This window comes from Micromonospora sp. AB353, from assembly GCF_049538395.1.
Taxonomy (GTDB): Bacteria; Actinomycetota; Actinomycetes; order Mycobacteriales; family Micromonosporaceae; genus Micromonospora; species Micromonospora aurantiaca.
Genome location: NZ_JBMVFV010000084.1, coordinates 1 through 24,727 on the forward strand (window position 1 = coordinate 1; position 24,727 = coordinate 24,727).

The window sequence follows — 24,727 nt, forward strand, 5'->3', positions numbered from 1 at the left end:
GGACGCCCTGGCGGCGGATCGCCACCTGGTCGTGCCCGGCGTCGGCGAGGACGGCGAGCAGCGCGTCGGCCGCGGCGCGGTCGGCGCGGGCGGGCAGGTCGACCAGGCCGCCCCAGCGGTCCGGCTGTTCGAGGGCGACGACCCGGCCGAGGCCCCAGGCCAGGGCGGCCCACGGGTCGGTGAGGGTCTCGCCGGCCCCGGCGCGCACGGCGCCCCGGGTGAGGCACCAGAGCCGGCCGGGCAGGCCCGCGTCGGCGAGCGCCTGGGTGAGGGTGAGCAGCAGCGCGGCGCCGACGGAGACGGCCGGGGCGTCCGGCAGCGCCCGGTCGGTCGCGGGCAGCACGCAGAGCACGCCGGCCCAGCCCTGCTCGCCGTGGCCGCGCAGCAGCCCGGTCAGCTCGGCGCGATCGACGCCCGGGGCGACGGTCAGGGTGTCGACGTGGGCGCCGGCACCGGTCAGCGTGCCGGCCACCCCGGCGTCGTCGTTGTCGGCGGTGACGACGAGCCAGCGGCCGGTCAGCGCCGGAACGGCGGCGGGGCGTACGGGCTCCCACTCGACCCGGTAGGTCCAGCCGTCCACCACGGCGTCGCGCTGCCGGGCCCGCCGCCACGACGACAGCACCGGTACGGCCGGGGCGAGCGCCTCCACTGCCGCGGGATCGTCCTGCACGGCCAGGTGGGCGGCGACCCCGGTCAGGTCGCCACGCTCCACGGCCGCCCAGAAGTCCCCCTCGGCGGCGTCACCCGGCACGGCCGTCGCGGCGGTGCCGCCGACCTCGGGCCAGTAGCGCTGGTGCTGGAAGGCGTACGTGGGCAGGTCCACCCGCCGCGCGCCGGTGTCGGCGAACCACCGCCGCCAGTCGACCGCAACCCCGCGCACGTGCAACTCGGCCAGCCCGCCCAGCAGCCCGTGCGCCTCGGGCCGGTCGGCGCGCTGCGCGGCGACGGCCAGCACGGCGTCGTCGGCGGGCAGGATGTCGGCCGCCATCGCGGTCAGTACGCTGCGCGGGCCGATCTCCAGGAACGTGTCCGCCCCGGCGGCGCGCAGCGCGCCGACCCCGTCGGCGAAGCGGACGGCCTCGCGGACGTGGCGCACCCAGTAGTCGGGCGTGCGGATCTCGTCGGTGTCGGCCAGGGCGCCGGTCACGTTCGACACGACCGGCAGCGACGGCGCGGCGAAGGTGAGCTTGTCGAGCACCGCGCGGAACCGGGCGAGCATCGGCTCCATCAGCGGACTGTGGAACGCGTGGCTGACGGTGAGGCGGCGGACGCGTACGCCCCGCTCACGCCAGAGCCGCTCCACCTCGTCGAGGGCCTCAACGGCACCGGAGACCACGACGGCCTGCGGACCGTTGACCGCCGCGATCCCCACTCCGGCCAGCCCGTCCAGCGTGGCCGCCACGTCGGCCTCGGTGGCCGCCACGGCCAGCATCCCACCCCCGGCGGGCAGCGCCTGCATCAACCGACCCCGCGCCGCCACCAGCGCACAGGCATGCTCCAGCGACAGCACCCCCGCCACGTACGCGGCCGTCACCTCGCCGATCGAGTGGCCGCCGACCAGGTCGGGGGCGACGCCGAAGGACTCCACCAGCCGGAACAACGCCACCTCGACCGCGAACAACCCCGCCTGCGTGAACACCGTCCGGTCCAGCAGGTCGGCGTCGGCCGAGCCCTCGGCGGCGAAGAGCACCTCGCGCAGGGGGCGCGGCAGGGCCCTGTCCAGGTGCCCGCACGCCTCGTCGAGGGCGGCGGCGAAGACGGGGAACTCCGCGTACAGCTCCCGGCCCATGCCGGCGCGCTGCGCGCCCTGGCCGGAGAAGAGCACCGCGAACTGGCCGCGCGGCACCCCGGCACCGCGCACGACGGTGCCGGCCGGTTCCCCGGCGGCAAGGGCGCGCAGCCCCGCGAGCAGGTCGTCGCGGCCGGTCGCGGACAGCACGGCCCGACGGTCCAGGGTGGAGCGGGAGGTGACCGACGAGAAGGCCACGTCGAGCGGGCGCAGGGTGTCGTCGGCGGCGAACCGGGCGGCCCAGCGGCCGGCCTGCGCGGCGAGCGCGGCGTCGGAGCGGGCGGAGAGCAGCACGGGGGCTACCGTGCGGGCCTGCGGCGTGGTCGGCTCGGCCTCGACCTCGGCGGGAGCCGGGGCCTGCTCGATGATGGTGTGCGCGTTGGTGCCGGAGACGCCGAACGACGACACGGCGGCCCGGCGCGGCCGGTCCACGGCCGGCCACGGCGTGACGGCGGTGGCGAGGGTGACGGCCCCGGCGGTCCAGTCGATCTGCGGCGACGGCTCGTCGACGTGCAGGGTGGGCGGCACGACGCCGTGCCGCATCGCCATCACCATCTTGATCACACCGGCCACGCCGGCGGCGGCCTGGGCGTGCCCGATGTTCGACTTCACCGACCCGAGCAGCAGCGGCGCGGCCTCGTCGCGGTCCTGCCCGTACGTGGCCAGCAGCGCCTGCGCCTCGATCGGGTCGCCGAGCCGGGTGCCGGTGCCGTGCGCCTCCACCACGTCGACCTGCTCGGGCGTGAGCCGGGCGTTGCCGAGGGCCTGGCGGATGACCCGCACCTGGGAGGGGCCGTGCGGGGCGCTGAGCCCGTTGGACGCGCCGTCGGAGTTGACCGCGCTACCGCTTACCACGGCGAGCACCGGGTAGCCGTGCCGCTGCGCGTCGGAGAGCCGGGTGAGCAGCAGCATGCCGATGCCCTCGGACCACGAGGTGCCGTCCGCGCCGGCGGCGAACGCCTTGCACCGCCCGTCGGCGGCGAGACCGCGCTGCCGGCTGAAGCCGACGAAGACCGCCGGGGTGGGCATCACCGTCACGCCGCCCGCCAGGGCCAGCTCGCAGTCGCCGTTGCGCAGGGCCTGCGCGGCCAGGTGGATGGCGACGAGCGAGGACGAGCAGGCGGTGTCGACTGTGACCGCCGGCCCCTCCAGCCCGAGGGTGTACGCGACGCGGCCGGAGATGACACTGGTGGCGTTGCCGGTGAGTAGGTGGCCCTCGCCGTTCTCGGCCTGCGCCATCACGCCGTCGTAGCCGTGCGACGAGGCCCCGACGAAGACGCCGGTACGGCTGCCCCGGACGGCAGGCAGCGGCAGCCCGGCCCGCTCGAACGCCTCCCAGGAGGTCTCCAGGAGCAGCCGCTGCTGCGGGTCCATGGCGACGGCCTCGCGGGGCGAGATGCCGAACAGGTCGGCGTCGAAGTCGGCGGCGGAGTAGACGAAGCCGCCCTCGCGCACGTAACTGGTGCCCGGATGGTCGGGATCGGGGTGGAAGAGGTTCTCCAGGTCCCAGCCCCGGTCGGCGGGGAACGGCCCGATCCCGTCGCCGCCGTCGTGCACGAGCTGCCACAGCGCCTCGGGGCTGTCGACGCCGCCCGGGTAGCGGCAGCTCATCGCCACGATGGCGATGGGCTCGGAGTCCCGGCTCTCCAGCTCGCGCAGCCGACGCCGGGTACGCCGCAGCTCCGAGGTCGTACGCTTCAGGTACTCGACGTACCTCTCGTCCTCGCTGCTCACCGTGGACCTACCTCACTCGGCATGCCGATGTCGTTGCGGCTGGTGGTCACGACGTCTCCAGCTCGCGGTCGATCAGGTCGAAGATGTTCTCGGCGGTGGCCGACTCCAGGTCGTCGTCGCCGTCCGCGTCCGCCTGCCGCTCGGTCAGCCGGCCCAGCAGGCCGTGCAGCCGGTCGGTGATCCGGCGGAACTCGTCGTCGGCCGGGTCCAGCCCGACGAGCGCCGCCTCCAGCCGGTCGAGTTCCCGGCCCGCCGCCGACGGCTCGCCGGCCGGGCTCACCGGGGCGAACTGCCCGGCCAGGTGGACGGCGAGCGCCTCGGGCGTCGGGTTGTCGAAGACCAGCGTCGCCGGCAGCCGCAGCCCGGTGGCTGCGCCGAGCCGGTTGCGCAGCTCCACGGCGGTCAGCGAGTCGAAGCCGAGTTCCCGGAACGCGCGGGTCGGCTCGATGCCGGCCGGATCGCCGTGGCCGAGGACGACCGCCACGTGCGCCAGCACCAGGTCACGCAGGGCGCGTACCCGCTTGTCGTCGGGCAGGGCGCGCAGCGTCTCGGCGTACGCCTGCCCGTCGGCGGCCTCGCCGGCCGCGGCCCGGCGGCCGGCGGCGCGGACCAGGTTGGTCAGCAGCGGGTGTACGGGCGACCCGGGCGCGGCCACGCCGGTGGCGATCTTGGCGGGCATGAGTGTCGCCCGCTCCGAGCGCCAGAGAGCGTCGAACAGGGCGAGCCCCTCGGCGTCGGAGAGCGCCGCCATGCCGCCCCGGTCGAGGCGGCGGATGTCGGCCGAGTCGAGGTGGCCCGTCATGCCGCTGGCCTGTGCCCAGCGGCCCCACGCCAGCGCGACCGCCGGCAGGCCGAGGGCCCGCCGGTGCTCCGCCAGGGCGTCGAGGAACGCGTTGCCGGCGGCGTAGTTGCCCTGGCCCGGACCGCCGAACACGCCTGCGGCAGCGGAGAAGAGCACGAACGCGCTCAGGTCGTGGCCGAGGGTGGCCCGGTGCAGGTTCCACGCCACGTCGACCTTGGGCCGCAGCACCGCGGCGAGGCGGTCGGGGGTGAGCGACTCGACGGTGGCGTCGTCGAGGACGCCGGCGGCGTGCACGACGGCGCGCAGCGGGTGCCGCCGGTCCACCATGGACAGTACGTCCGCCACGGTGTCCGGGTCGGCCAGGTCGGCGGCGACGATCGACACGTCCGCGCCGAGCGCCTTCAGGTCGGCGAGCAGTTCGTCGGCGCCCTCGGCGTCCGGGCCGCGCCGGCTGACCAGCAGCAGATGCCGGGCGCCGTGCGCGGTGACCAGGTGCCGGCAGAGCAGCGCGCCGAGGGTGCCGGTCGCCCCGGAGACCAGGACCGTGCCGTCGAGCCGGGGCGCCTGCGGAATGCTCAGGGCCAGCTTGCCGACGTGCCGGGCCTGGCTGAGGAAGCGGAACGCCTCGGGGGCGCGCCGGACGTCCCAGGTGCGCCGGGGCAGGGGCCGCAGTGCACCGGCGGCGAAAAGCGCCATCAGCTCGCCCAGCATCGCGCCGATCTTCTCCGGGCCGGCCTCGATGAGATCGAAGACCTGGTAGCTGACGCCCGGGTGGTCGGCGGCGACCCGCTGCGGATCCCGCTTGTCGGTCTTGCCCATCTCGACGAACCGGCCGCCGTCGGCGAGGAGCCGCAGCGACGCGTCGACGTACTCGCCGCGCAGGGCGTTGAGCACCACGTCGACGCCCCGCCCGCCGGTGCGGTGGGCGAACTCGTCGGCGAAGTCGAGGCTGCGGGAGGAGGCGAGGTGCGCGTCGTCGAAGCCGGTGTCGCGCAGCGCCGGCCACTTGCCGGGGCCGGCCGTGCCGTAGACCTCCGCGCCGAGGTGGCGGGCGATCTGCACGGCGGCCATGCCCACGCCGCCGGCCGCCGCGTGCACGAGCACGGACTCGCCCGCGCGCAGCCGGGCCAGCTCCACCAGCCCGTACCAGGCGGTCAGGAAGACCACGGGCACGGCGGCGGCGTCGGTGTAGGACCAGCCGTCGGGGATGCGGGTGACCAGCCGGCGGTCGGTGACCGCCGCCGAGGCGAACGAGCCGGAGAAGATGCCCATCACCCGGTCGCCGGGGGCGAGGTCGGCGACGCCCGGCCCCACACCGAGCACCACGCCGGCGCCCTCGTTGCCCAGCACCTCCTGGTCGGGGACCATGCCGAGGGCCAGCACCACGTCGCGGAAGTTCAGCCCGGAGGCACGCATCCCGACCAGGACGTGGCCCGCCGGCAGTTCCCCGCCCGCCTCGGGACCGGGCAGCAGGGCGAGGTTCTCCAGCGTGCCCTTCTCGGTGACGTCGAGGCGCCACGGCACCTCGTCGGCGGGCAGCGGCAACACACCGGCGTCGCGGGCCCGGGCCAGCCGGGGCACGAGCGGCGCGCCGTCGCGCAGCGCGAGCTGCGGCTCGCCGGAGGCGACGGCCGCCGGGACGGCCGCCAGGGAGGCGGCGGCGTCGTCGGTGTCGAGCAGCGTGAACCGGCCGGGGTGCTCGGACTGCGCCGAGCGGACCAGCCCCCACAGGCTCGCCCGGGCCAGGTCACAGGGGGCCTCGCCCGGGGCCGCGCCGACGGCGCCCCGGGTGTGCAGCACGAGCCGGGACCGCTCCAGCCGGGGCTCGCCCAACCACTGCCGCACCAGCGCGAGGGCGTCACGGGCCGCGTCGTGCGCGGCATCACCGGCCCGCTGCGGGTCCGACTCCGCGCCGAAGCGCAGGTCCAGCACCACATCGGGTACGTCCCCGGACTCCCCGATCTCGGCGACCAGCGTCGCCAGGTCGGCGTGGGACCGTACCGGGTGCCCGGCGGCGGCGAGCGCCCCGGCGAGGCCGAGGGTGTCGTCGCCGAGCAGCGCCCAGCGGGCCTCCCCGGCCGCCGCGCCGGTGTCCGTCAACGGCGTCCAGTCCAGGTGGAACACCGACGTGCGGCGCAGGGCGGCGGCCTCGTCGGCCCGGCCCGCGGCGACCGGGCGGAACGTCAGCGACTCGACGGTGGCGACCGGCTGGCCGGCGGTGTCCGCGAGCGTGACCGCGACGGTGTCCGGGCCGAGCGGGCGCAGCCGCGCCCGCAGCCGGGTGGCGCCGTGGGCGTGCAGGGCGACCGAGCGGAAGGCGAACGGCATCCAGCCCGCCCCCGAGGTGTCCGCCGCGTCGCCGAGCAGGGCGGTGACCCCGCTGGCCTGGAGGGCCGCGTCGAACAGGGCCGGGTGCAGCCCGAAGCGGGACGCGTCGGCGCTCGCCTCCTCGGGCAGGGCCACCTCGGCGTAGACCTCACCGTCGCCGCGCCACACCCGGCGCAGCCCTCGGAAGGAGGGGCCGTAGCCGAGGCCACCCTCGGCCGTCTGCACGTACCAGGCGTCCAGGTCGGCGTCGACCTCGACGGCGTCGGCCGGCGGCCACTGCCCCGGTACGGCGGTCGGGGCGGGCAGCTGCGGCAGCAGGAGTCCCTCGGCGTGCCGGGTCCACTCGGCGTCGGCGTCCTCTTCGGGGCGGGAGTGCACGGTGACGCTCCGCTCGCCGGTGTCGGCGGGCGGGCCCACTCGTACCTGCACCTGCACCGCGCCGGTCGCGGGGAGCACCAGCGGGTTGATCAGCGTCAGGTCGCCCACCTGGCCGGCGTCGACCTCGTCGCCGGCCCGGACCACCATGTCGACGACGCCGGTGCCCGGGACGATCACCGCCCCGCCGACGGCGTGGTCGGCCAGCCACGGGTGGGTACGCACCGACAGCCGCCCGGTCAGCACCACCGTCCGGTCGTCTGCGACGGGTACGGCCGCGCTGAGCAGCGGGTGCCCGGTGTCCTGGAGGCCGGCCGAGCCGACGTCGCGGACGCGGTGCGCGGGCGCGTCCAGCCAGTAGCGTCCCCGTTCGAAGGCGTAGGTGGGCAGTGCCACCACGTCGGTCTCGGCGAGGACGGCCGTCAGGTCGACGGGCAGGCCGATCGCGTGGGCGGTAGCCAGGTTGGTCAGCAGCCGCGTCGGGTCGTCGTCGCCCCTGCGCAGGCTGCCCAGGGTGTGCCCGGTGACGCCCGCGTCGTCCAGGATCGCCGCCACCGGCATCGTCAACACCGGGTGGGGGCTGATCTCGATGAACGTGGTGTGCCCGGCGGCGACGGCGACGCGCACGGCGGCGTCGAACTGCACGGTCTGCCGCAGGTTGTCGTACCAGTAGCCGGCGTCCATCGAGGACGGGTCGGCCCAGTCCCCCGTCAACGTCGAGACGAGCCGGGTGTGCCCCGGCTGCGGGCTCACGTCGGCCAGGTCGGCGCGCAACCGCTCGGCGACCTCCTGCACCGCCGCCGAGTGCGACGCGTAGTCCACCGGGATCAACCGCGCCCGCACCCCGTCGGCCTGACACGCCTCCACCAGCTCCGCGACCGGCTGCGGCGGACCCGACACCACCACCGTCGACGGACCGTTCACCGCCGCCACCCCGACACCCGGGAACGCCGGCAGCCGCTCAGCCACCGCCTCAGCCGACAGGTCCACCGACGCCATCGTCCCCGTGCCCCGCAGCACCGTCAGCGCCCGCGACCGCAACGCCACAGCCTTCGCCGCGTCCTCCAGGGAGAGAATGCCCGCCACACACGCCGCACCGATCTCACCCTGCGAGTGACCGACCACCGCAGCCGGAACCACACCCGCGTACTGCCACACCGCCGCCAGGGCCACACCCACAGCCCACAGCACCGGCTGCACGACCTCCACCCGCGCCAGCCACGACTCGTCGTCACCGGTCAACACCGCAACGAGGTCCACATCGAGGTACGGGGCCAGGGCCCGCTGGCACTCCGCCAGCCGCGCGTCGAACACCGGCGTCCGACCCACCAGACCGGCCGCCATCCGCGCCGACTGCGCACCCTGACCCGGGAACACGAACACCGCACCCGCGCCATGCGACAGAGCCGCCGCCGCGACGACGGTGCCGGCTGGCGACCCCGACGCCAGAGCGTCCAGCCCCGCCAGCAACTCCTCCGCGCTCGACCCGACCACGACCGCCCGCTGGTCGAACGTCGACCGGGTGGCGGCGAGGGACCAGCCCACCGCCGCCGCGTCCACCTCGCCGTGCTCGCGCACGTACTCCGCCAGGCGAGCCGCCTGGCCGGTCAGGGCACCCTTCGACCGTCCCGACAGCGGCCACACCACGACGTCGGAGGCCACGAGCCCGGGGCCCTGCTCGGCCGGAGCGGCAGCCACGGCCTGCGGCTCGTCGGCCTGCTCGATGATCACGTGGGCGTTGGTGCCGGACATGCCGAACGACGACACCGCCGCCCGGCGCGGCCGGTCCACGGCCGGCCACGGCCGCGACTCGATCGCCAGCTCGACGGCCCCGGAGGTCCAGTCGATGTGCGGCGACGGCTCGTCCACGTGCAGCGTCGCCGGTACCACGCCCTCCCGCATCGCCAGCACCACCTTGATCACACCGGCGACGCCCGAGGCGGCCTGCGTGTGGCCGATGTTGGACTTGATCGAGCCGAGCAGCAGCGGCTCGCCGCCCTCGCGGTCCTGGCCGTAGGTCGCCAGCAGGGCCTGCGCCTCGATCGGGTCACCGAGCGTCGTGCCCGTGCCGTGCGCCTCGACCACGTCGACATCCGCACTGCCCAGCCGGGCGCCCGCAAGGGCCTGCCGGATCACCCGCTGCTGCGACGGACCGTTCGGGGCGGTCAGCCCGTTCGAGGCGCCGTCCTGGTTGACCGCCGACCCACGCACCACCGCCAGGACCCGGTGCCCGTTGCGCCGCGCGTCCGACAGCCGCTCCACCAGCAGCACGCCCACACCCTCGCCCCAGCCCGTACCGTCCGCAGCCGCCGCGAACGCCTTGCACCGGCCGTCGGCCGCCAGGCCCCGCTGCCGGGAGAACTCGAAGAAGGTGCCGGGGGTGGCCATGACCGTGACGCCGCCGGCGAGGGCGAGGTCGCACTCGCCACGCCGCAGCGACTGCACCGCCAGGTGCAACGCCACGAGCGACGACGAACACGCCGTGTCCACCGACACCGCCGGCCCCTCCAACCCCAACGCGTACGCCACCCGGCCCGACACCACACTCGCGGCGTTGCCCGTGGCCCCGAACCCTTCGGCCTGCTCCCCCGCAGCCATCAGCAGGGCCCCATAGTCCTGACCATTCGTGCCCACGAACACCCCTGTTCGCGAACCCCGCAGAACCCCAGGCTCAACCCCTGCCCGCTCGACCGCCTCCCACGAAACCTCCAGCAACAACCGCTGCTGCGGATCCATCGCCGCCGCCTCGCGCGGCGAGATCCCGAAGAATCCGGGATCGAACTCGCCCGCCCCGTGCAGGAAGCCGCCCTTGTCGGCGTACGTGGTACCGGGGTTGGCCGGGTCGGGGTCGTAGAGCCGGTCGAGGTCCCAGCCCCGGTCGGTCGGGAAGTCGCCGATCGCGTCGACGCCGTCGGCGACGAGGCGCCACAGCCGTTCGGGGCCGTCGACGCCGCCGGGGTAGCGGCAGGCCATGGCGACGATGGCCACCGGCTCGTCGTCGCCCACGGCGGCCGGGACGGCGACGGGAGCCGCCCCGGCGTCGGCGCCGAAGAGGCCGGCGAGCAGGAAGCGGGACAGCACCACCGGGGTGGGGTGGTCGAAGACCAGGGTGGTGGGCAGCGCCTGCCCGGTGGCGGCGACGAGCCGGTTGCGCAGCTCCACGGCGGTCAGCGAGTCGAAGCCGAGGTCGCGGAACGCGGTGGTCGCGCCCACGGCGGCGGCCCCGCCGTCGTGGCCGAGCACGTCGGCGGCGAGTTCGCGGACCAGGTCGGCGACGGTCTCCTCGCGGCGGGCCGGGGTCAGCGCGGCGAGGCGCCGGCGCAGCGTGGCCGCCGGACCGTCGTCGCCGTCGTCGGCCGCGGCGCCGCCGTCGAGGGCGGCCCGCGCCTCCGGTACGCCCTCCAGCAGCGGCCGGCGGCGCGCGGAGGCGTACGCGGGAGCGAACCGGGTCCAGTCCACGTCGGCCACCGTCACTGTGACGTCGTCGTGGTCGAGGGCCTGCTGCAACGCGGCCATGGCGACGGCCGGGTCCATGGCGGGCAGGCCCCGGCGGCGCAGGTTCCGCTCGGCGTCGGCGGCGTGCATGCCGCCGTCGGACCAGGGGCCCCAAGCGATGGCGGTGCCGGCCCGGCCGTCGGCGCGCCGCCGCCGTACCAGCGCGTCCAGGTAGGCGTTGCCGGCCGCGTACCCGGCCTGCCCGCCACTGCCCCAGGTGGCGGCGATGGACGAGTAGACGACGAAGGCGTCCAGCTCCCGGTCGGCGAGCAGGTCGGCGAGGTGGGTGGCCCCGGCGGTCTTGCCGACTGTCACCTCGGCCAGCTCGGCGGGGGTGACCTCCGCCAGCGGGGTGGCCTGCGCGACGCCGGCGGTGTGCACGACGGTACGCACCGGCGGGCCGTCGGCCTCGACCCGGTCGAGCAGGTCGGCGAGGGCGGCCCGGTCGGCGATGTCGCAGGCGGCGACGGTGACCCGGGCCCCGAGGCCGGCCAGCTCGGCCTCCAACTCGGCGGCGCCGGGGGCGTCGGGTCCGCGCCGGCTGACCAGCACGACGTGCTCGGCTCCGGCGGCGGCGAGCCAGCGGGCGGCGCGCGCGCCGAGGCCGCCGGTGCCGCCGGTGACCAGGGCGGTGCCGGTGGGCGTGAACCGGCGCGCCGGCGGACGGTCGCCGAGGGCGGCGCGGACGAGGCGGCGGGCGAAGACGCCGGGGCCGCGTACGGCGAGCTGGTCCTCGCCGGTCGAGCCGGTGAGGATCGCGGCGAGCCGGAAGGCGGCCCGGTCGTCGGGGTCGGACGGCAGGTCGACCAGGCCGCCCCAGCGGTGCGGCGCCTCGACGCCGACGACCCGGCCGAGGCCCCAGATCGCGGCCTGCGCCGGGTCGGCGAGCCGGTCGTACGAGGCGGCGGCGACCGCGCCCCGGGTGACCAGCCACAGCGGCGCCGCCACGCCGGCGTCGCCGAGCGCCTGCACGAGGGCGAGGGTGGCGGTCAGGCCGGGCAGGACGGTGCCGTCGGCGGTGCGTGCTTCCCCGGCGAGCAGGGACACGACGCCGGCGGGCTCGGTGCCGGCGAGAGCCGCCGCGAGGCCGGCCCGGTCGGCGTCCGGCTCCACTGTCAGCGGCAGCACGCCGGCGCCGGCGCCGGTCAGTGCGGCCCGGACGGCCCGCGCCGCCGGGTCGTCGGCGTCGTCGGCGGGCAGCGCCAGCAGCCAGGTGCCGGCCAGCCGGGCGGGGGCGGGCTCGGGTGCCACCTGCCATTCCTCCCGGTACCGCCAGCCGTCGAGGACCGAGTGTTCCTGCCGCTGCCGCCGCCAGTCGGCGAGGACGGGCAGCAGGGTACGCAGCGACTCGGCGGCGGCGGTCTCGGTGACGGCGAGGGTGTCGCGCAGCGCGTCGAGGTCGGCGCGTTCGACGGCCGCCCAGAACCGGCGGTCGAGCGCGCCGGCCCCGCCCGTCGTGGTGTCGTCGCCGGGCGCCTCGGCCGGCACCCAGTAGTGCTGCCGCTCGAACGGGTAGGTGGGCAGGTCGACGAGCCGGCCGGGCCGGCCGGCGAGGACGTCCGCCCAGCGCGGCGGCGTGCCGGCGACGTGCAGCTGGGCGAGGGCGGCGAGCAGGGCACGGCGGTCCGGGCGGTCCCGGCGCAGCACCGGCACCACCACGGCGGAGGCGACGTCGGCGGCGTCGGTCTCGATTCCGGCGAGGGTCTCCTGGACGCTGGCGGTGAGCACGGCGTCCGGCCCGACCTCGACGAAGGTGCCGACGCCGTGGGCGCGCAGGGCGCGTACGCCGTCGGCGAAGCGGACCGCCTCCCGGACGTGGCGCACCCAGTAGCCGGGGTCGGTGAGCTGCGCCGGGTCGGCCAGCTCGCCGGTCACGTTGGACACCATCGGCAGGGTGGGGGCGCGCAGGTCGAGGCGGGCGGCGACGGCAGCGAACTCGGCGAGCATCGGCTCCATCAGCGGGCTGTGGAAGGCGTGGCTGACCCGCAGCCGCCGCACCTTCACCCCCCGGCCGGTCCAGAGTTCCGCCAGCTCGTCGATGGCCGCCGCGTCGCCGGAGACGACGACGGCGTCGGGGCCGTTGACGGCGGCGACGGCGACCCGGCCGGTCAGCGCGGCGATCGACTCGGCGACCCGGGCCTCGTCGGCGGCCACGGCGAGCATCGCGCCGCCGGTGGGCAGGTCCTGCATGAGCCGCCCCCGGGCGGCGACGAGGGCGCACGCGTCGTCGAGGCTGAGCACGCCGGCCACGTGGGCGGCGGTCAGCTCGCCGACGGAGTGCCCGGCGACCATGTCGGGGGCCAGCCCCCAGGAGCCGAGCAGCCGGTGCAGCGCCACCTCGACGGCGAACAGCGCGGCCTGGGTGAAGACGGTCTGGTCGAGCAGGTCGGCCTCGGCGGTGCCGGGCTCGGCGAACAGCAGCGGCTTCAGCGGCCGGGGCAGCCGGTGGTCGAGGTGGCCGCAGACCTCGTCGAGCGCCTCCGCGAAGACCGGGTACGCCTCGTACAGCTCCCGGCCGGCGCCGGCGCGCTGGGCGCCCTGGCCGGAGAACAGGAACGCGACCCCGCCGCGTTCGGCGGCGGCGCCGGTGACCAGCCCGGGGGCGGGCCGGTCGTCGGCGAGGGCGTGCAGCGCGGCGAGCAGGCCGTCGCGGTCGTCGGCGAGCACGACCGCCCGGTGCTCCAGGGGCGAGCGGGAGACCGCCGAGGTCCAGGCGACGTCGGCCGGGCGCAGGTGCGCGTCGTCGGCGACGTAGGCCGACCAGCGCTCGGCCTGGCGGCGCAGCGCGGTGCGGGTGCGGCCGGTGAGCAGCACCAGCGCGGGCGCGGGCGGCACCGGGTGGTCCGCCTCGACGCCGGCCGGTTCGGGCTGTTCGAGGATGAGGTGGGTGTTGGTGCCGCTCATCCCGAACGACGAGACGGCGGCCCGGCGCGGCCGGTCCACGGCCGGCCACGGCGTGGCCTCGGTGACGAGGGTGACCGCGCCGGCGGCCCAGTCCACGTGCGGGGTGGGCTCGTCGACGTGCAGGGTGGCCGGCACGACGCCGTGCCGCATCGCCAGCACCATCTTGATCACACCGGCGATGCCGGCGGCGGCCTGGGTGTGCCCGATGTTGGACTTGATCGAGCCGAGCAGCAGCGGCGCGGCGTCGCCCCGCTCCCGGCCGTACGTGGCGAGCAGCGCCTGCGCCTCGATCGGATCGCCGAGGGTGGTGCCGGTGCCGTGCGCCTCCACCACGTCGACCAGGTCGGGGGTGAGCTTCGCGCCGGCCAGAGCCTGCCGGATGACCCGCTGCTGGGACGGGCCGTTGGGGGCGGTGAGGCCGTTCGACGCGCCGTCGGAGTTGACCGCCGAGCTGCGGATGACGCCGAGCACGGGGTGGCCGTTGCGGCGGGCGTCGCTGAGCCGTTCCAGCAGCAGCATGCCGACGCCCTCGGACCAGCCGGTGCCGTCGGCGGAGGCGGCGAACGACTTGCACCGGCCGTCGGCGGCGAGGCCGCGCTGCCGGGAGAACTCGACGAACGGGCCGGGGGTGGCCAGCACGGTCGCGCCGCCGGCCAGGGCGAGGCCGCACTCGCGCTGGCGCAGCGCCTGGCAGGCGAGATGGATGGCGACCGACGCCGACGAGCAGGCGGTGTCCACGGTGACCGACGGGCCTTCGAGGCCGAACGTGTACGCCAGCCGACCGGACACGACACTGGCGGCGGTGCCGGTCAGCACGTACCCCTCGACGCCGGGCGCCCGGTGCAGCACGGCGGCGTAGTCCTGCCCGGAGGTGCCCACGAAGACTCCGGAGCGGCTGCCACGCAGCGACAGCGGGGCGATGCCGGCGCGTTCGAACAGCTCCCAGGTGACCTCCAGCAGCAGCCGCTGCTGCGGGTCCATGGCGACCGCCTCACGCGGCGAGATGCCGAAGAGCGCGGCGTCGAACTGCCCCGCGTCGCGCAGGAACCCGCCGGCGGTGGTGTACGAGGTGCCGGCGTTGTCCGGGTCGGCGTGGTAGAGCCGGTCCAGATCCCAGCCGCGGTCGGTGGGAAAGTCGCCGATGGCGTCCCCGCCGGACGAGACGAACTCCCAGAGCTCCTCCGGCGAGCTGATGCCGCCCGGGTAGCGGCAGCTCATCGCCACGATCGCCACCGGCTCGGACTCCTCGGCGGTGACCTCGCGCAGCCGTTGGCGGGTCTGCTGCAGCTCGGCGACGACGCGCGTCAGGTATTCGCGCAGCCGATCTTCGTCCGCCATGACATCTCGCTTTCTCGTGACACCACAGATCCCCGGGCGGCTCAGGAGAGCCCGAGGTCCTGGTCGATGAGGTCGAACAGCTCCTGGTTGCTGGCCGCCCGCAGCCGGCCGGCCACCTCGGCGGTGTCCTCCCGGCGTTCCTCGGCGGCGCCGAGCCGTTCGAGCAGGCTGTGCAGGCGCATCGTGATCCGCACCCGGCCGATGTCGTCCGGGTCGCGCAGCGCGAGGGCGCCCTCCAACTGGTCCAGCTCCGCGAGGGTGGGCAGCGCCTCCACCGACGCCTCGTCGAGCAGTTCGGCCCGCAGGTGCTCGGCCAGCGCCTGCGGGGTCGGGTGGTCGAACACCACCGAGCTGGGCAGGCTGAGCCCGGTCGAGCGGGCCAGCCGGCCCCGCAGCTCCACGGCGGTGAGCGAGTCGAAGCCGAGATCCCGGAAGGGCCGCCCGGCCTCCACGGCGTACGGGCTGTCGTGGCCGATGACCTCGCCCGCGGCGGTGCGGATGAGATCGACCAGCAGCCGTGCCTGTTCGGCCTGCGACAACTCGCCGAGCCGCTTACGCAGTTCGCCGGCGACCTGGTCGCCGTCCTCGGCGTCGGCGCGCGCCGCCGCGGCCTGGGCGGCCACCTCGGCGATCTCGCTGATCAGCGGCCGGGGCCGGGCGGAGGCGAACACCGGCGCGAAGCGTTCCCAGTCGATGTCGGCGACGGTGAGGGCGGTGTCGTCGCCGTCGAGGCCGGCGCGCAGGGCGGCCATCGCCGGTTCCCGGCCGAGCAGGGACACCCCGCGCCGGCTCATGGCCGCCGCGTGCGCGTCGGTCACCATGCCGCCACCGGCCCACGGTCCCCAGTTCACCGAGAGGTGCCGGGCCCGCCCGGCCGGCCGGGACTGCGCCCAGGCGTCCAGGAAGGCGTTGCCGGCGGCGTACGCCCCGTGGTCGCCGACACCCCAGACGGCCGCGATGGAGGAGAAGTGCACGACCAGGTCGAGCGGCTCCGGGCCGAGGAACTCGTCGAGGTGCCGCGCGCCGGCGATCTTGCCGGAGACGACGTCGGCGAGTTCCGCCTCGGTCACGGCGGCGACCGGGTTGAGCCGGCCCACTCCGGCGGCGTGCACCACGGCGTGCACGGTCTCACCGTCGGCGCGCAGGCCACGGACCAGGTCGGCGACCGCGTCCCGGTCGGCCAGGTCGCAGGCCAGCACCCGCGCCTCGGCGCCGAGGGCGGCCAGTTCCGCCACCGCCTCGTCCGCGCCGGGGGCCGCCGCGCCGCGCCGGCTGACCAGCAGCAGTCGCCGCGCGCCGTGCCGGGCGAACCAGCCGGCGGCGTACCGGCCGACGGCGCCGGTGCCGCCGGTGACCAGGACGGTGCCCGGCGCCTGCCAGGCCGCTGGCACCTCGGCGCGGGGCGCGCGCTCCAGCCGCCGCAGGTACGTCCCGGAGTCGCGCACCGCGAGCTGGTCCTCGTCGCCGGCGGCGGTGAGGGCCGCCAGCACTCCCTCGGCGGCGGCGGTGTCCAGGGTGGCGGGCAGGTCCAGCAGGCCCCCCCAGTGCCGGGGGTGTTCCAGCGCGGTCACCAGGCCGAGGCCCCACGTGGTGGCCTGGGCGGGGTGGGCGACGGGGTCGTCGGCGCCGGTGGCCACGGCCTGCCGGGTGAGCAGCCACAGCGGCACCGGTGGCAGGGCGTCCGTGACCGCCTGCACCAGGGCCAGGTTCGCGGTCAGGCCCAGCGGCACGGCCGAGCGGTCGGGGTGCGCCCGCTCGTCGAGGGCGAGCAGCGACACGATCCGGGTGGGCGCCGCGGCGGCGAGCTGCCCGGCGAGCGTGCTCCGGTCGGTCGTCGCCGGGTCGACGGCGAGCTGCCGCACGGTGCCGCCCCGCGCGGTGAGCAGTTCGGCGAGCCGGTCGACGACCGGCTGGTCCGTACCGCTGTGCACCAGGGTCCACGTGCCGTCGACGGCACCCGCGACGAGAGCCCGCGGACGCCAGGTGATCCGGTAGCGCCAGCCGCCGGCGAGGGTGTCCTCCTGCTGCTGGCGCCGCCACCGGTCCAGGTCCGGCAGCAGTTCCCGCAGCGGACGGTCCGCGTCGAGGCCGAGCCGGCCGGCGAGCGCGTCGCCGTCGCCGGACGCCACGGCCCGCCAGAACGCCGAGTCGACGTCGTCGTGCGCGACGGCGGGGGTGCGGGTCGCCGCCGCGTCGAGCGTCGGCCAGAACCGCTGGTGGGCGAACGCGTACGTGGGCAGGTCCACCGGGGCGGCGGCGCCGGGCAGCAGTGCCGGGAAGCGTACGGGCACGCCGTGGCAGTGCAGCCGGGCCACCGCGCCGAGCAGGGTGGCCACCTCGTCCTGGCCGGGCCGCTGCACGCCGGTCACGACGACCGGCGCGTCCACCGGCAGCGCGTCGGCGGTCAGGGCGGTCAGCACGGTGTCCGGCCCGATCTCCAGGAACCGGGTCACCCCGTGGGAGTGCAGGTGGGTGACGGTGTCGGCGAAGCGGACCGCCTCGCGGACGTGGCGGACCCAGTAGTCGGGTGTGCAGAGCTGCTCGGGGTCGACGACCGTGCCGGTCAGGTTCGACACCAGCGGCAGCGTCGGCGGGGCGTACGACAGGGTCGCCGCGACGGCCGCGAACTCGGCGAGCATCGGCTCCATCAGCGGGCTGTGGAAGGCGTGGCTGACCCGCAGCCGCTTGGTGCGTACGCCGAGGTCGCCGAAGTGGGCGGCCAGTTCGGTCAGCACGTCCTCGGCGCCGGCGACGACGACGGCGGCCGGTCCGTTGACGGCGGCGACGGCGGGTTGTCCCGGCGTGCCGGACAGGGCCCGCAGCACGTCGACCTCGGGCGCGGCGACGGCGAGCATCCCGCCGCCGGGTGGCAGGGCCTGCATCAGGCGCCCCCGGTTGCCGACGAGCGCGCAGGCGTCGGCCAGGTCGAGCACTCCCGCGACGTGGGCCGCGCTGATCTCCCCGACGGAGTGCCCGGCCACGAAGTCGGGCCGGATCCCCCAGTGTTCGAGCAGCCGGAACAGCGCCACCTCGACGGCGAAGAGCCCGGCCTGGGTGAAGACGGTCTGGTCGAGCAGGTCGGCCTCGGCGGTGCCGGGCTCGGCGAACAGCACCGCGCGCAGCGGCCGCGGCAGGTACGCGTCCAGGTGCTGGCACGCCTCGTCGAGGGTCGCCGCGAAGACGGGGAACGTCTCCCACAGGCGTCGGCCCATCCCGGCGTGCTGCGCGCCCTGGCCGGAGAAGAGTGCCGCCAGCGCGCCGCCGGGCTCGGCGGCGCCCCGGGTGAGCCCGGGGTGGTCCTGCCCGGCGGCCAGGGCCCGCAGGCCGGCGAGGGCGGCGTCGGCGTCGGCGGCGAGCAGCACCGCGCGGTGCCGCAGCGGGGACCGTCCGGTGGCCAGTGCCCGGGCCGCGTCGGCCGCGGGCGTTCCGCTGCCCGGCAGCCAGTCGGCCAGCCGGGCCGCCTGCGCCCGCAGGCTGTCGGCGGTGTCTGCCGACACGACCCACGGCAGCAGCGGCGTCCCGTCGGCGGCGCCGAGCGTGCCGCGGCTGGAGCTGGTCGTGGGCGCGTCGGCGCCGGCCGGACGGGGGGCGGCGGTGTCGGCCGGGGGCGTGGCGGGCGCCTGTTCGAGGATGACGTGCACGTTGGTGCCGCTGACCCCGAACGACGACACGCCGGCGCGGCGCGGACGGTCCACGTCCGGCCACGGCTGCGCCTCGGTCAGCAGCGCGACGGCACCGGACGACCAGTCCACGTGCGGCGACGGCTCGTCCACGTGCAGGGTGGGGGGCAGCAGGTCGTGCTGGAGGGCCAGCACCATCTTGATCACGCCGGAGACGCCGGCGGCGGCCTGGGTGTGGCCGATGTTCGACTTCACGGAGCCGAGCCAGAGCGGCCGGTCGGCGGGGCGCTGCCGCCCGTACGTGGCCAGCAGGGCCTGCGCCTCGATCGGGTCGCCGAGCCGGGTGCCGGTGCCGTGCCCGTCGACGGCGTCCACGTCGGCGGCGCTCAGCCGCGCGTTGGCCAGCGCCTGGTTGATCACCCGCTCCTGCGCGGGGCCGTTGGGGGCGGTCAGGCCGTTGCTGGCGCCGTCCTGGTTCATCGCCGAGCCGCGCACGACGGCCAGGATCCGCCGGCCGTCGCGCTGGGCGTCGGAGAGCCGCTGCAACATCACCAAGCCGACGCCCTCGCCCCAGCCGGTGCCGTCGGCGGCCCCGGCGAACGACTTGCACCGGCCGTCGAGGGCGAGCCCCCGTTGCCGGGCGAACTCCAGGAACGGGCCGGGGGTGGCCATCACCGTCACGCCGCCGGCAACCGCGATGTCACACTCGCCCTGCCGCAGGGACTGGCAGGCCAGGTGCAGCGCGACCAGCGACGACGAGCAGGCGGTGTCGACGCTGACGGCGGGGCCCTGCAACCCGAAGTGGTACGCCAGCCGACCGCTGATGACGGCGGCGACGTTGCCGGTGGCCTGGTAGCCCTCGGTCTCGACCTGGGCGGCCATCAGCAGCGTCGCGTAGTCCTGGCCGTTGGTGCCGACGAAGACACCGGTGTTGGTCTCCCGCATGTCGGCGGGCGCGGTGCCGGCCCGCTCGAACAGCTCCCAGGCGCTCTCCAGCAGCACCCGTTGCTGCGGGTCCATCACCATCGCCTCACGCGGGGAGATGCCGAACAGGGCGGCGTCGAAGCCGGCGGCGTCGGTGAGGAAGCCGCCCTCGCGCACGTACGAGGTGCCGGGCCGGTCGGGATCGGGGTCGTAGATGGCTGCCAGGTCCCAGCCCCGGTCGGTCGGGAACTCCGCTATGCCGTCGCGTCCCTCGGCGACGAGTCGCCACAGGTCCTCGGGGCCGGCGACGCCGCCGGGGTAGCGGCAGCTCATCGAGACAATGGCGATCGGCTCGTCCAGCGCGGTGGCGGCCCGCACGGGCTCGGCCGCCGGGGTGTCGTCGCCCGCGAGCCTGCCCGCCAGGTGCTCGGCGAGGGCGTCGGGCGTCGGGCGGTCGAACACCAGGGTCGCCGGCAGGTTCAGCCCCACCGCCTCGGCGAGGCGGTTGCGCATCTCGACGGCGCTGAGCGAGTCGAAGCCGATCTCCCGGAACGACCGGTCCGCCGCCAGCGCCTGCGGCGAGGACAGGCGCAGCACCGCCGCCGCGTGGACGCGTACGAGGTCGAGCAGGACCCGGCGGCGTTCCGGTGCGGCGAGGCCGGCCAGCCGGCCGCGGAGCGGGGACGCCGCGTCGGGCGTGCCGCCGTCGCGCTGCCCGGCCGCGAGCAGCCGGGCCACCTCGGGGATGTCGGCGATCAGCGGCCGGGGGCGGGCCAGCGTGTAGGTCTGCAGGAACCGGTCCCAGGCGATGTCCGCCACGGTGAGCGTGGTGTCGCCGTGGTCGAGCGCCTCGGCCAGGACGGAGACCGCGAGGTCGGGGCGCATGGCCCGGACGCCCGAGCGGAACATCTGGTCGGCGGCGCCCTCGGCGTCGACCATGCCGCCGCCGTCCCAGGTACCCCAGGCGACGGCGGTGGCGGCCCGTCCGCGCCGTCGCCGGTCCTCGGCGAACGCGTCGAGGAAGGCGTTGGCGGCGGCGTAGCCGCCCTGGTGCCCGCCGCCCCAGACGCCCGCGCCGGAGGAGAAGAGCACGAACGCCGACAGTTCGTCGCCGCACGCCTCGTCGAGGTTGACCGCGCCGGCCACCTTGGCCCGCAGGGCGTCGGCGAGGTCGGCGAGGTCGGTGGCCGCGACGGGCGCGGCGTGGGCGACGCCGGCGGTGTGGAACACGGCCCCGATGTGGGTGCCCTGCCCGGCGAGCCGCTCGACGAGGGCCCGTACGGCGGCCGCGTCGGCGACGTCGCAGGCGGCCACGGTGACTGTGGCGCCGGCGGCGCGCAGTTCGTCGGCCAGCTCGTCGGCGCCGGGCGTGGCGGGGCCCTGGCGGCCGGTCAGCACCAGCTCACCCACGCCCTCGCGGGCCAGCCAGCGCGCCACCTGGGCCCCGATGGACCCGAGGCCGCCGGTGACCAGGACGGCGCCGCTGGCGGGACGCCAGTCCTGCGTCGCGGTGCGCTCGGCGCGGGCGCGGACCAGTCGCCGGGCGAACACCCCGGAGGGGCGCAGCGCCAGCTGGTCCTCCGCGTCGACGCCTGCCAGCACCGCCACGAGCCGGGCCCGGTCCCGGGGGTCCAGCTCGGCGGGCAGGTCCAGCAGTCCGCCCCAGCGGTCCGGGTGCTCCAGGGCGACCACCCGGCCGAGCCCCCAGAGCATCGCCTGGCGGGGGCGGTCGAGCTGGTCGGCGCGGCCGGTCGAGACTGCGCCGGCGGTGGCGCACCACAGCGGGGCGGTGATGCCGGTGTCGCCGAGGGCCTGGACCAGGGCGTACGTGGCGGCGAGACCCGCCGGGACGACGGGGTGGGCCGGATGCGGCGAGTCGTCCAGGCCGAGCAGGGAGAGCACCCCGGCGACGGGCCCGCCGGTACGCGCCAGCCGCTCGGCCAGCACCGGCCGGCCCGTCTCCGGCACGTCGATCCGGACGACCTCGGCCCCGCCCTCGCCCAGCGTCCGGGCGACGCCGTCGACCAGGGGGTGCTCGGCTTCGGCGGCCGGCACGACCAGCAGCCACGCGCCGGCGAGGGTGGCCTCCGGCGCGACGGCCAGCGGCTTCCAGGTCACCCGGTGGCGCCACGAGTCCACGGTGGACTCGTCGCGGCGGCGCCGGCGCCAGGAGGAGAGCAGCGGCAGCGCGGGGTCGAGGGAGCTGACCGTGGCCTCGTCGATGCGCATGGCGGCGGCCAGCGCAGACGCGTCGGCGCGTTCCACGGCCTCCCAGAAGTGCCGGTCCGCCTCGTCGGTGCCGGCGGGGGCGGGGGCGGTCGCCGCCGTCGGCTGCGGCCAGTAGCGCTGGCGCTGGAAGGCGTACGTGGGCAGCGGGGGCGGCGGGCCGGTGGGGACGCCCAGGATCGCCGTCCAGTCGACGGGCGCGCCGTGCACGTGCAGCCCGGCGAGGACCGTCAGCATGCGCTGCCAGCCGCCGGCCACGGTGTCGTCGGCGGCCACCACGACGGCGTCGTCGGCCCGCGCGCTCTCGCGGATGCCGGCGGCGAGCACGGTCGCCGGGGCCGCCTCGAGGAGGACCCGGTGGCCCTGGTCGAGCAGGGCGCGTACGGCCGGTCCGGCGTCGGCGTCGGTGGTCAGGTCCCGGTACCACCGGGCGGCGTCGAGGCCGTCGGTGTCGACCGGGCCGCCGGTCGTCGCCGAGTACAGCGGCACGTCGGCCGCCCGGAGGGTGATTCCGGCCAGCGCGTCCGGGCCGTCCTCCGCCGGGCTGGCGAGGGCGATCGTCCTCGCCGCGTCCTCCAGCGACAGCGCGCCGGCCACGCAGGCGGCCGCGAGCGCGCCGTGAGCGTGCCCGAGCACGGCGGCGGGTCGTACGCCGAGGGAGCGCCACCAGCGTCCCAGCGAGACGGCCACGGCCCACCGCACGGCGGGCGCCACCCCGGGGTCGGCCGGGGTGGGAGCGCCGTCCGCGCCGCGCAGCACGGCGGCGAGCGACCAGTCCACGTGGGGGGCGAGGGCCGCCTCGCAGGCGGCGATCGCGGTGGCGAACTCCGGTGCCCGGTCCAGCAGCTCGACGGTCGCGGCGGGCCACGGGTCGCCGTGGCCGGGGAAGACGAGGACCGGGTCGGCGGCGCGCGCCGCGACGCCGGTGACGGCGGCGGTGGCATCGCCGAGGTGGAACGACTCCAGGGCCCGCGTCAGGTCGACGGTGTCGCGGCCGAGGACGACGGCGCGGTGGTCGAACGTGGCCCGGGTGGTGACCAGGGCGTGCGCGACGTCGGCCGGCGCCAGCTCCGGGTGTGCCGCGAGGTGCGCCTTCAGCCGGGCCGCCTGGTCGCGCAGCGCCGGGGCGTCCACGGCGGAGAGCACGAGGGGTACGACGTCGGCGCGCGGCCGGTCGGTGGGCCGCGCGCCGACCGTCTCGGCGGGCGGCTGCTCGATGATCACGTGCGCGTTCGTGCCGGAGATCCCGAACGACGACACCCCCGCCCGACGCGGCCGGTCCACGGCCGGCCAGGGGGTGGGCTCGGTGGCGAGTGCGACCGCCCCGGCGGTCCAGTCGACGTGCGGGGAGGGCTCGTCCACGTGCAGGGTCGGCGGGACGAGGCCGTGCCGCATCGCCATGACCATCTTGATCACACCGGCCACACCGGCGGCGGCCTGCGTGTGCCCGATGTTCGACTTCACCGACCCCAACAGCAGCGGCCGGTCGACGGGACGCTCCTGCCCGTACGTGGCCAGCAGAGCCTGCGCCTCGATCGGATCACCCAGCGTCGTGCCGGTGCCGTGCGCCTCGACGGCGTCCACGTCGGCCGGGGTCAGGCGGGCGTTCGCGAGAGCTTGGTGGATCACCCGCTGCTGCGACGGACCGTTCGGCGCCGTCAACCCGTTCGACGCACCGTCCTGGTTGACGGCCGTGCCGCGCAGGACGGCGTGGATGCGCCGGCCTTCGCGCTGGGCGTCGGCGAGGCGCTGCACGAGGAGTACGCCGACGCCCTCGGACCAGCCGGTCCCGTCGGCAGACGCGGCGAACGACCTGCACCGGCCGTCCTGCGACAGACCACGCTGCCGCGAGAACTCGATGAACGTGCCCGGCGTCGCCATCACCGTCACGCCACCGGCCAGCGCCAGATCACACTCACCCGACCGCAGCGCCTGCGCGGCGAGGTGCAGCGCCACCAGCGACGACGAGCACGCGGTGTCGACAGTGACCGCCGGGCCTTCGAGGCCGAACGTGTAGGCGACCCGGCCGGACAGGACGCTGCCGGAGTTGCCGGTGCCGACGTAGCCCTCGACCTCGTCGGCAGCTCCATCAGCTGGGAGGCGTAGTCGTGGTACATGACGCCGGCGAAGACACCGGTCCGGCTGCCCCGCAGCCGCTGCGGGTCCAGCCCGGCGGACTCGAACGTCTCCCAGGACGCCTCCAGCAGCAGCCGCTGCTGGGGGTCCATGGCGAGGGCCTCGCGGGGCGAGATGCCGAAGAAGGCGGGGTCGAACGCGCCGGCGTCGTACAGGAAACCGCCGTGGCGGGTGTACGACGTGCCGGGGTGGCCGGGGTCGGGGTCGAACAGGCTCTCCAGGTCCCACCCGCGGTCGGTGGGGAACTCCCCGATCCCCTCGCCGCCGGCGGCCAGCAGCGCCCACAGCTGGTCGGGCGTCTCGACGCCGCCCGGGTAGCGGCAGGCCATGCCCACGATGGCGAGCGGCTCGTCGGCGCGGGTGGTGGTCCGCGCGCCCGGCGCGGCGGGGCGACCTGCGGCGCCGGCCAGTTCGGCGTGCACGTGGGAGGCGAGCGCCTGCGGCGTCGGGTAGTCGAATACGAGCGTCGAGGGCAGCCGCAGGCCGGTGGCCGCGTTCACGCGGTTACGCAGGTCGACGGCGGTCAGCGAGTCGAAGCCCAGCTCGCGGAACGCCCGGTCGGCGGGCACGGCTTCCGCCCCGCCGTGTCCGAGCACCTGCGCGACGAGGCCGCGTACCAGCACGTCGAGCTGGGCGCGCGCCTCGTCGGCGGTCAGGCCGCCGATGCGGGTCGCCCAGGTGGTGCCCTGTCCCGCCTGGCGGCGGGTCGTGGTCGTACCGACCAGGTTGCGGAGCATCGGCGGCACCAGGCCGGCGCCGGCCGCGGCCCGGAGGGCGGCCGGGTCGATCACGGCGGGCACCAGGGCCGGCCGGCCGGCGGTCAGGGCGGCGTCGAACAGCCGCAGCCCGGTCTCGGCGCTCATCGCGGTGATGCCGCCCCGGGTCGATCGCGCCCGGTCCGCCTCGTCGAGGGACGCGCCCATGCCGGGGGTGTCCCACATGCCCCAGGCGAGGCTGACCGCCGGCAACCCGAGCTGCCGCCGGTGGACCGCAAGCCCGTCGAGGAAGGCGTTGCCCGCCGCGTACGCCGACTGACCCGGCGAACCCAGCACACCA

At 76.6% G+C, this 24,727-nt stretch carries 3 protein-coding genes and 1 pseudogene; all 4 read right to left on the reverse strand.

Going from position 1 to position 24,727, the window contains the following annotated elements; translation table 11 throughout:
- Nucleotides 1–3,523, reverse strand: a 3,523-nt coding sequence (locus tag ACPCK6_RS25205) for a type I polyketide synthase (protein ID WP_423482403.1), incomplete at its 3' end; no start/stop codon positions are given.
- 46 nt (nucleotides 3,524–3,569) lie between these two features.
- Nucleotides 3,570–14,765: a type I polyketide synthase gene (locus tag ACPCK6_RS25210; RefSeq protein WP_423482404.1), complete on the reverse strand. Its 11,196-nt coding sequence runs from the start codon at nucleotides 14,763–14,765 to the stop codon at nucleotides 3,570–3,572.
- Nucleotides 14,766–14,806: 41 nt separating this feature from the next.
- On the reverse strand, nucleotides 14,807–21,022 hold the full coding sequence (locus tag ACPCK6_RS25215) for a type I polyketide synthase (protein ID WP_514132365.1): 6,216 nt from the start codon (nucleotides 21,020–21,022) through the stop codon (nucleotides 14,807–14,809).
- A 401-nt stretch (nucleotides 21,023–21,423) separates the two neighbouring features.
- Nucleotides 21,424–24,723, reverse strand: a pseudogene (locus tag ACPCK6_RS25225) (acyl carrier protein).
- Between the last annotated feature and the right edge of the window lie 4 nt (nucleotides 24,724–24,727).

Coding starts and splice junctions, on each gene's coding strand:
- ACPCK6_RS25210 (WP_423482404.1), bottom strand. CDS start 14,765: ATGGCGGACGAAGATCGGCTGCGCGAATACCTGACGCGCGTCGTCGCC.
- ACPCK6_RS25215 (WP_514132365.1), bottom strand. CDS start 21,022: ATGCTCTGGGGGCTCGGCCGGGTGGTCGCCCTGGAGCACCCGGACCGC.